Genomic DNA, 7,639 nt, shown 5'->3' with positions numbered 1-7,639 from the left:
GGCCCGGGCGGATGAGGGCCACCTCGACGACGAGGTCGTAGAACGTGCGTGGTCGCAGGCGCGGCAGCGTCGACATCTGTGCGCGCGATTCGACCTGGAACACCCCGACGGTGTCGGCGCGGCACAGCATCTCGTAGACCTCCGGGTCGGCGAGGTCGAGGTCGGCGAGGTCGACGTCGAGGTCCTTGTGCGCGAGGGCGAGATCCATCGCCTCGTGGATCGCGGTGAGCATGCCGAGTCCGAGGAGATCGAACTTGACCAGGCCGACGGCGGCGCAGTCGTCCTTGTCCCACTGCAGCACGCTGCGGTTTTCCATGCGCGCCCATTCGGTGGGCACGACCTCGGCGACGGGCCGGTCGCACATCACCATGCCGCCGGAGTGGATGCCGAGGTGCCTGGGCAGCCCGACGAACTGCCGCGCCAGGTGCAGCACGTCCTCGGGCACGGTGCCCTCGGATTTCTCTCTACTCTCGGCGCCGAGCCCGGACCACCTGTCCACGCCCTTGGACCAGGCGTCCTGCTGGCCCGGCGAGTAGCCGAGCGCCTTCGCCGCATCGCGGACCGCCGAACGTCCGCGGTAGGTGATGACGTTTGCGACCTGCGCTGCATGCCGGCGCCCGTATTTGTTGTAGACGTGCTGGATGACTTCCTCGCGCCGCCCGGATTCGATGTCGATGTCGATATCGGGCGGCCCGTCGCGCTCGGGAGAGAGGAAGCGCTCGAACAAGAGGCCGGCGCCGACGGGGTCGATCGCCGTGATCCCGAGCGCGAAGCACACCGCCGAATTCGCCGCGGACCCACGCCCCTGGCACAGGATCGCCTCGGCGCGGCAGAACTCGACGATGTCGTGGACGACCAGGAAGTAACCGGGGAACCCGAGCTGGCAGATCACCTCCAGTTCCTTTTCGATCTGCGCGAACCCTTCGCGTTCGTGCTTCTTGCCGAGGAATCTTCGTTTTCCGCCCCTGCGCGCGAGCTCGCAGAGCCAGCTCGCCTCGTCGTGACCTTCGGGCACATCGAAAGGGGGAAGGTTCGGGGCTACGAGACGCAGGTCGAATGCGGCTTCCTGCGCGATCTTCCGGGTGTTGACGACGGCGTCCGGCCACCTTCGGAACAGCTGCTCCATCTCCTGCGCAGAACGCAGGTAATGGCCGCCGGCAGGAGGCAGCCGGGCCGCGTGATCGTCCAGCGAATCGCGGGCGGCGAGCGCGGCCATCGCCGAGGAGAGACGGGCGTCCGCCGGGGTGGCGCAGTGCGCTGCGGTCGTCGCGACGATTGGCATGCCTTCTTCTTCTGCGAGCTGGGCGAGAGCGTCGCAGCGTTCGGTGTCCTCGGGTTCGCCGTGCAGGGTCAGTTCGACCGCGATGTTGTCGTGCCCGAAGAGCGCGGCGAGCCTGCGCAATTCGGTGCGTGCCGCCTCGGGGCCGCCGTCGGCGAGCGCGCGGCGGACCGCGCCTTTTCGGCAGCCGGTAAGGATCTGCCATTGCCCTTCGGACGCTTTGGCAAGCGCGTCGATGTCGTAGGAGAGAATCCCCTTCTCCCCTCCCCGCATGTGCGCGTCCGCGATGCTCGCCGACAGGCGCCGGTAGCCTTCGTTTCCGCGGGCGAGGACGAGGAGGTGTTCGTCGTCGGGGAGGGTGAGCTCGGAGCCGAAGACGGTCGCGATGCCGTGTTCTGCGGCCGCCTCGGCGAAGCGCACGACTCCGTAGAAACCGTTGTGGTCGGTGATCGCGATGTGGCTGAGGCCGAGGTCGACGGCCGCGGCCACCATGGCCTCCGGGGAGGAGGCTCCGTCGAGGAAACTGTACGCGCTATGCGCATGAAGCTCGGCGTAGGTACTGGTTGGCAGGCTTTCGCCGGGCACGTCGTGAACCGGCGGCAGAAACGTTCCGGTCCGCTTGACCCGTTTCCCCGATTCGGTGTGCTCTGGCCGTTTCGGCGCGCTTCGCCCAGATAGGATGCGCTCTACCTCGGACCATTCGGCCGGCCCGTGGAACCATCCCATTACCGCGGCCCCCGGGGTTCGGCCTGCTGCCGGGGCCGGTCAGCCGGCGTGCGGGATGGGTCCCTCAACGAAGAGCACGTCCCACGTTCCGGCCTTCTTCGGCGCGGCCCCGCAGCTCGCGGGCCGTTCGGGCAGCGCCCGCCGCTGCATTTCGACCTGCCAGCGCCTGCCGTCGGAATGTCGCACATCGGCGCGGGCGCGCTCGGGGTCGTCGGGGTCGATGCTCCCGACGACGAACAGGGCGTCCAGATCGACGTCGCCGGTCGCGCTGCGCACGGCGATATCGGCGACCTGCTCGACCGGCGAGAACGCGCTTTGGCCGCGCAGACCGGTGAGCGAGACCCGGCCTTCTTCTGCCGCCCTGATGGCCGCGGCATAACTGTCGACGTCGTCGGAGCCGTAGGTGAGCCCGCCGGGCATCGTGATGAGCACCGGCGCGAAACGGTGCCCACCGGTGTGCGAACACTCCCACACTCCCGCGGCCGGGTCGGTGTCCGCGAGCTCGGCCCCGAGCTGCTTATCGAGGGCGGCGGCGACGGGGCGTCCCCGGACGGCACAGCATTGATCGCGTTTGCCGTGCGTGCAGATGAGCGCCAGTGGACCGTCGACGCGGCGGAGCGTGGCGTCTGGTTCGCCGTCGAGCGCGGTGCCGTCATGCAGGTCGATGGCGAGCAGGTCCGCAGGCTCTGATACCTCGAGGGCGAGCATGTCGCGATGCCCCGGAGCTGTGTCGACGAGATACACGCGCCGGGCGCCATCGTGTTGCCCCGCCCGGCCGGGGCGCCTGATGAGCAGCAGGCGAGCGCCTGCCCGATCGAGGTGCTCCTGCAGCGCGGCGGTGAGTTCGGCACTGAAGACGTTGCCGTCGAGAATGTCCCTGCTCCACGCCCCCGGATGCTCGAGAAGCACCCATCGACGCTGATGAGAGGCTGTGCCCGCCAGCGGTTCGTCGGCCGACTGTTCCGAGCAGCGCGCTCCGAACGGGCGGGGCGGGATGGGGTGTTCTCCGGGCTGTGAATGCACGTCCTTATCGTGTCCTGAGCCCGGTGCAGACGCACGTTTCCCCTTCGATAGGGTGTAAACGCCTGAGTTGCGAATGTGAATGCAATTAATCGATGGTACTGAAATACGCTTGTGAGCTTTTTGTTATACCGAGTGATTATGGTTGAACTATGAAACTTAAGAGTCAGTACGTGTCGCTGTTGGCGGGCACCGCGTGTGTTGCGCTCGCGCTGTCGGCGTGTGGCACCGACGAGCCTTCCGAGGAGATGCTGAACGTGAGCGGCACCTCGGGAAGCTCGACGTCGGTCACCACGTCCGCCCCTACTGATCAGAAGGGACTCGCGCAGGGCCTCAAGGAGGACGAGAGCAGCGACTCGGGCGCGGCCCAGACCAGCCAGAACTCGAGTTCGGGACAGCCCTCCTCCGCAGACTCCCGCGCCGACGCCGCCCCGAATTCCGCACTGGTTCTCACCGAGATCCGCATGGGCGAGCACGACGGCAAGGACCGCGTGGTCTACGAGTTCACCGGCGAGGGCGCTCCCGGCTACTCCATCTCGTACGTCTCTGCGCCCGCCCAGCAGGGCAGCGGCCACGCCATCGAGATGCCGGGCTCGAAGTACCTGCAGGTGATGCTCACCGGCCAGGTCATCCCCACGATGGTCGAGGGCGTCGATGAGGTGAAACCGGGACTGGTCACCCCGCAGGGCAATTCCGGCGTCGAGGGCGTGTACTTCGCCGGCCAGTTCGAAGGTCAGGGCCAGTCGGTGATCGGCCTGGATTCCCAGCGCAGCTACACGGCGTTCACCCTGGAGAACCCGCCCCGGCTGGTCGTGGACATAGATCGCTAGGTTCCTCACTCGTAGACTCCTTCCACGCTCCACCTCGAAGCCCCGGTGGCTGCGGACAGCAACAGCGCTGCCGCGCCGACCGGGGCTATCTGCATTCGCACGCGTAGCGCCCCGCCGTGCCACCAATCGCCGTCGTCCGGCCAGGGAGCCGACCAGCCCGAGACCCCGAGCCCCAACGTTCCCAGGCGGACGCGCACGGGTTCCCCGGTGAGAAGCCCCCGCTCTCCCGCGACGATCGCGTGGTCCTGCCGGTCGAGAAGTTCGACCCCCTCGCCCAACGGAACGAGTCGCCGTCCGCCGCTTTCCGTGACGAGAAGCCGGTAGGACTTCGGCGGCGACACCACCGAGGGCGCCGGACCCGTGATCTGGCCGGGCCAGGTGATGTCGACCCGGCCGGGGGCGAAGTCCTCCCCGTATGCGACCGTGTCCACCTGGCGGGCCGGTTCGCGGCCGCCTGCCGCGGCGGCCACCCGAACCGATTCCGTGCCCAGTAACCCCTGCACGCGCTGGAGCGCGCGGCGTGCTCTCGCGCCGGCGAGACCGGCCGAACCCCACAGCCCTTCCTGCAGTTTTCCCGCGGCGACGACCTCCAGCGGTTCGAGCACGAGGGAGACGATCGCGCCCCCGGAGCGCTGCTCCACGCCGTCGTCATCGCGTGTTGTCCCGCTTCCGGCACCGGTGATCCATCCATCGAGCTGCCAACGCACGCGGTCCGCCGTCGCCTCTGCCGAGAGTGGCTCCGCGCAGCGCCATACCCGGCGAACCTCCCGCCCGTCCTCGAGTCGGGCGACCACGGCGAGACGGATGCACGCGACTCCCGCCGCGGCGAGCTGGTCGTGCATCCGCACGGCGAGGCGGCGCCCGACGAACGCGGCCTGGTCGATGCGTTCGAGCGCGGGGTCGCACGTTTCGGCGACCTCCAACCCCGGTGGCGGGGACGAGACCGAGGGCAGCCGCCAGCGCTCGCCGCGACAGATCCGATGGGCGGCGGTACCGAAGGAGCCGAAGCGGGTGGCGACATCGCGCGGAGCGATCTCGGCGAATGCGCCCAGGGTGCGTACGCCGAGCCGCCGCAGTAGGTCGAGGAGCTCGTCGAGCTCAGGCCCGGCGAGGAGCGCCTGTTCGGCGGCGAGCAGGCCGAGCGGTAACGGGGCCAGGTAGTCCGCGTCCGCGCCCGGCTCCAGGCAGGCCCCCTCGCGCGCGGCCAGGATCGCCGTGGGCATCTCGTCGGCGATACCGACCAGGCACTCCACGTCAACCTCCGCCACTGCGGCGACCAGCACCTCGACGAGTTCGTCGACGCCACCGTAGTAGCGCAGCGCCCCCGGCGCGGACAGGACGACGAGACCGGGGCGCAGGAGTTCCGTGCCCGCGACGACGCCGTCCAGTGCCCGGGCGACCGGTTCGAATTCTGCGGTGTCCCGGCCGGGGTCGGCATCGCGGACGATGAGCTCGGGGCAACGAAACTGCGCGTCCCTGCGCCGTACTCCCCGCCTGATCCCCGCAGCCCGGGCCGGGGCGTTGCACGCCATGACGGCGCCGTTGTGCAGCACCGCCAGCGGCTGCTCCACCCCGATGGACTCGGCGCGCGCCGTTGCGATGGCAGGCCAGTCCGGACACCACACCGCGACCACTCGGATGTTCTCGTGGTGCCGGCCCACGGCACTCATCCCACCCTCCTCTCGGCGGCGGGCGAGGCGACGCCCATCCCGCCGCGCAGCGAGGTTCCGCGAACGGGCGTCGCCGTTGTGGGCGAGCCCGCCACGCTGCGCGAGGGGCACCCGTACAACGTGAACTCTCCGCGCGCGCCGGCACCTCCGAGCGCCTTTCCCCGCGCGAGAACCGGGGAGCAGGCAGAGAAGATGCGCCCGTAACCGCGGTCGAGCCCAGCACAACGTGAAGTGGCCGACTCCAGGTGCAGGTCCGCCCCCGGCCAGTCCCTGACCCCGGCGACCAGGACCGTGCCGGCCGAGCGGGCGCGACCGGCGAGAACCCGTGCCCGCGCGGGCGGGATACGCCCGCAGGCGGGGTCCAGGACCACCATGTCCATCCCATCGAGCAGCACGGAGGCCACCACCCCGGGATCGGCCCCGGCGGAGGGGACGAGAGCCACCTGGGACAGGTCCCCACCCTCCGCGGCCACAGCAGCGAGGCCGAGCGCGGGATAGCCGATGATCGCGCAACGCTTCCCCGCCGCCGTCGCCGCGGCGACGAGCGCCACGACCAGCGAGTGACCGCCGGCCAGCGCGACGACCTGCCCCGGGGCGACGGCGCCGGACGGCACGACCGAACGCAGGTCCCCAGGAAGCGGGACCGCGTCGGCCGGTACGGCACCGCGATCGAACGTTCCCGCACCCTCCGTGGGAGCGGTGAGGTCTTGCGTCACCGCGGCAGAGCCGGCACCTGTGTCTGCATCTACGCTCGCCCCTGCGTCCGCCGGGAACTGGGACACGGTCGCGACGGAGGCGCCACGGGACGGCATCCGCGGCACCGCGGACCCGGAGCCGCCGGAGACCGCTGCCACCTTCTTGCGCAGCTCCGCAACGGTGAGCGCACGCGGGTCCCCAGCGCCGGAACCGCCCCTTTCGGGAGCACCTTCCGCGCTGCCGGACTCCACGGACATGCGGTCCGCAGTGGCCGTGCTGACCATTTGAGGCTCCACCTCCCCATAGCGTGACATAGACGAACATAGACGAACATTGTCGAAAGTATCGAAAATCTTTTCGCTACAGGAAGTAGTGAACACCACGGCTCGGACATTTTTCAATAGTGCAGCTCAAAGCGTATTAAAGGCGCTGGTAACGCCGTTACCGCTTTTGTGGTCAACCCCCATTCGAATGGGTTCGAACGGTTTACGTATCGAATATCACGCGGGCGGCAAGGCGCCGTGGCGCGTGGCGAGATCGCGGGCGACGGCCGCCACGACCTCGCGGGCGGGCGCCGGTTCCAGGACCTCGATGTTCTCGCCGAACTGGAGGAGATGGCGTACGGCGTCATACTCGCGATAACGCACGGTGACGAGGGACCAGCCGGGCCCGGCGGAGTCGGGGGCGCCGACAAAATCGAGGCGGCCGCCGAGGATGCGCCCCGCCATGTCGATGCGGGACGTACGCACCCGCGCGGTGACAACCACGTCACCCGAAGCCTCCGTCCGCTTGCGCAGCGCGTCCCATTCGGAGGCCAGGCTCGCTCCCGCGCGGCGACGCACCGGGGCATCGCCGACCGAGTAGCGCGACATTCTGCGCAGGTTGAAAAGGTGCGGTTCCTCGCCGCTGTCGGCGACGAGGTACCACTGCCCCGCCTTCGCGACGAGCCCGTAGGGGTCGACGGTGCGGCGGCGAGCTCGAGGCCGTCCGCTGCTGCGGTAGGTGATTGCGAGGCGACGACCGGCAAGAAGGTCGACCGCCAGCGCCGCGACATCGACGGATTCGGCCTCTACTTTTGCCTCGGAGTCGGACGTGAACCACGGGGTGTTGTCGACGAGGACAACCGAGGACAGCGAGCGGTCCGGCGCGGGCCCGGTGGCGCGGCGGGCGTCGACCTTCGAGGTGGCGCGACCGAATGCGGCGGCGAGGCCGAGCCGGGCGCGCTGGGTTTCGTCCAGCCCCGCAACACCGAGGGCGTCGAGTTCGGCGGGGTCGAGGTGGGAGAGATTGAGACGGGCAGAACGCAGGAGGATGACGCCGCCGTTACGGCCCTGCTGGGTGAACACGGGCACGCCTGCCGCCGACAGCGCCTCGACGTCGCGCAGCACCGTGCGGGTGGAGACCTCGAGTCGCTCGGA

Annotated in this window: 6 protein-coding genes; 1 reads left to right on the top strand and 5 read right to left on the bottom strand. The window is 69.6% G+C overall.

Features of this window, described 5'->3' with window-relative positions; translation table 11 throughout:
• Together dnaE and K8V11_RS13110 are read right to left on the bottom strand one after the other, a co-directional pair.
• A partial coding sequence (gene dnaE / locus K8V11_RS13115; protein ID WP_303915137.1) for a DNA polymerase III subunit alpha occupies nt 1-2,005 on the bottom strand: 2,005 nt, incomplete at its 3' end.
• A 39-nt stretch (nt 2,006-2,044) separates the two neighbouring features.
• Complete coding sequence (locus K8V11_RS13110; RefSeq protein WP_303915135.1) at nt 2,045-3,028, bottom strand: sucrase ferredoxin; 984 nt, start codon at nt 3,026-3,028, stop codon at nt 2,045-2,047.
• A gap of 149 nt (nt 3,029-3,177) precedes the next feature.
• Between K8V11_RS13110 and K8V11_RS13105 the strand changes: the two genes are divergently transcribed.
• Nucleotides 3,178-3,855 carry a hypothetical protein gene (locus K8V11_RS13105; RefSeq protein ID WP_303915131.1) on the top strand — a complete coding sequence of 226 codons (678 nt, stop codon included), beginning with the start codon at nt 3,178-3,180 and terminating at the stop codon, nt 3,853-3,855.
• A gap of 5 nt (nt 3,856-3,860) precedes the next feature.
• Here K8V11_RS13105 and K8V11_RS13100 read toward each other — a convergent pair whose 3' ends face one another.
• From K8V11_RS13100 to K8V11_RS13090, 3 genes are all read right to left on the bottom strand, one after another.
• Nucleotides 3,861-5,525: a DNA polymerase Y family protein gene (locus K8V11_RS13100; protein WP_303915129.1), complete on the bottom strand. Its 1,665-nt coding sequence runs from the start codon at nt 5,523-5,525 to the stop codon at nt 3,861-3,863.
• Complete coding sequence (locus K8V11_RS13095; protein ID WP_303915127.1) at nt 5,522-6,505, bottom strand: hypothetical protein; 984 nt, start codon at nt 6,503-6,505, stop codon at nt 5,522-5,524. The genes K8V11_RS13100 and K8V11_RS13095 overlap by 4 nt, the downstream gene beginning before the upstream one ends.
• 216 nt (nt 6,506-6,721) lie before the next feature.
• On the bottom strand, nt 6,722-7,639 hold a 918-nt coding region (locus K8V11_RS13090), incomplete at its 5' end, for a YafY family protein (protein ID WP_303915126.1).

Origin of the sequence: Dietzia timorensis (assembly GCF_020742175.1) — a bacterium.
GTDB classification, from domain to species: Bacteria; Actinomycetota; Actinomycetes; order Mycobacteriales; family Mycobacteriaceae; genus Dietzia; species Dietzia timorensis_A.
This window is presented reverse-complemented; position numbering and strand designations above follow the sequence as displayed.

What these genes read in the sequence shown, in the direction of transcription:
- K8V11_RS13100 (WP_303915129.1), bottom strand. Translation starts at nt 5,525, where the DNA reads ATGAGTGCCGTGGGCCGGCACCACGAGAACATCCGAGTGGTCGCGGTG.
- K8V11_RS13095 (WP_303915127.1), bottom strand. Translation starts at nt 6,505, where the DNA reads ATGGTCAGCACGGCCACTGCGGACCGCATGTCCGTGGAGTCCGGCAGC.
- K8V11_RS13105 (WP_303915131.1), top strand. Translation starts at nt 3,178, where the DNA reads ATGAAACTTAAGAGTCAGTACGTGTCGCTGTTGGCGGGCACCGCGTGT.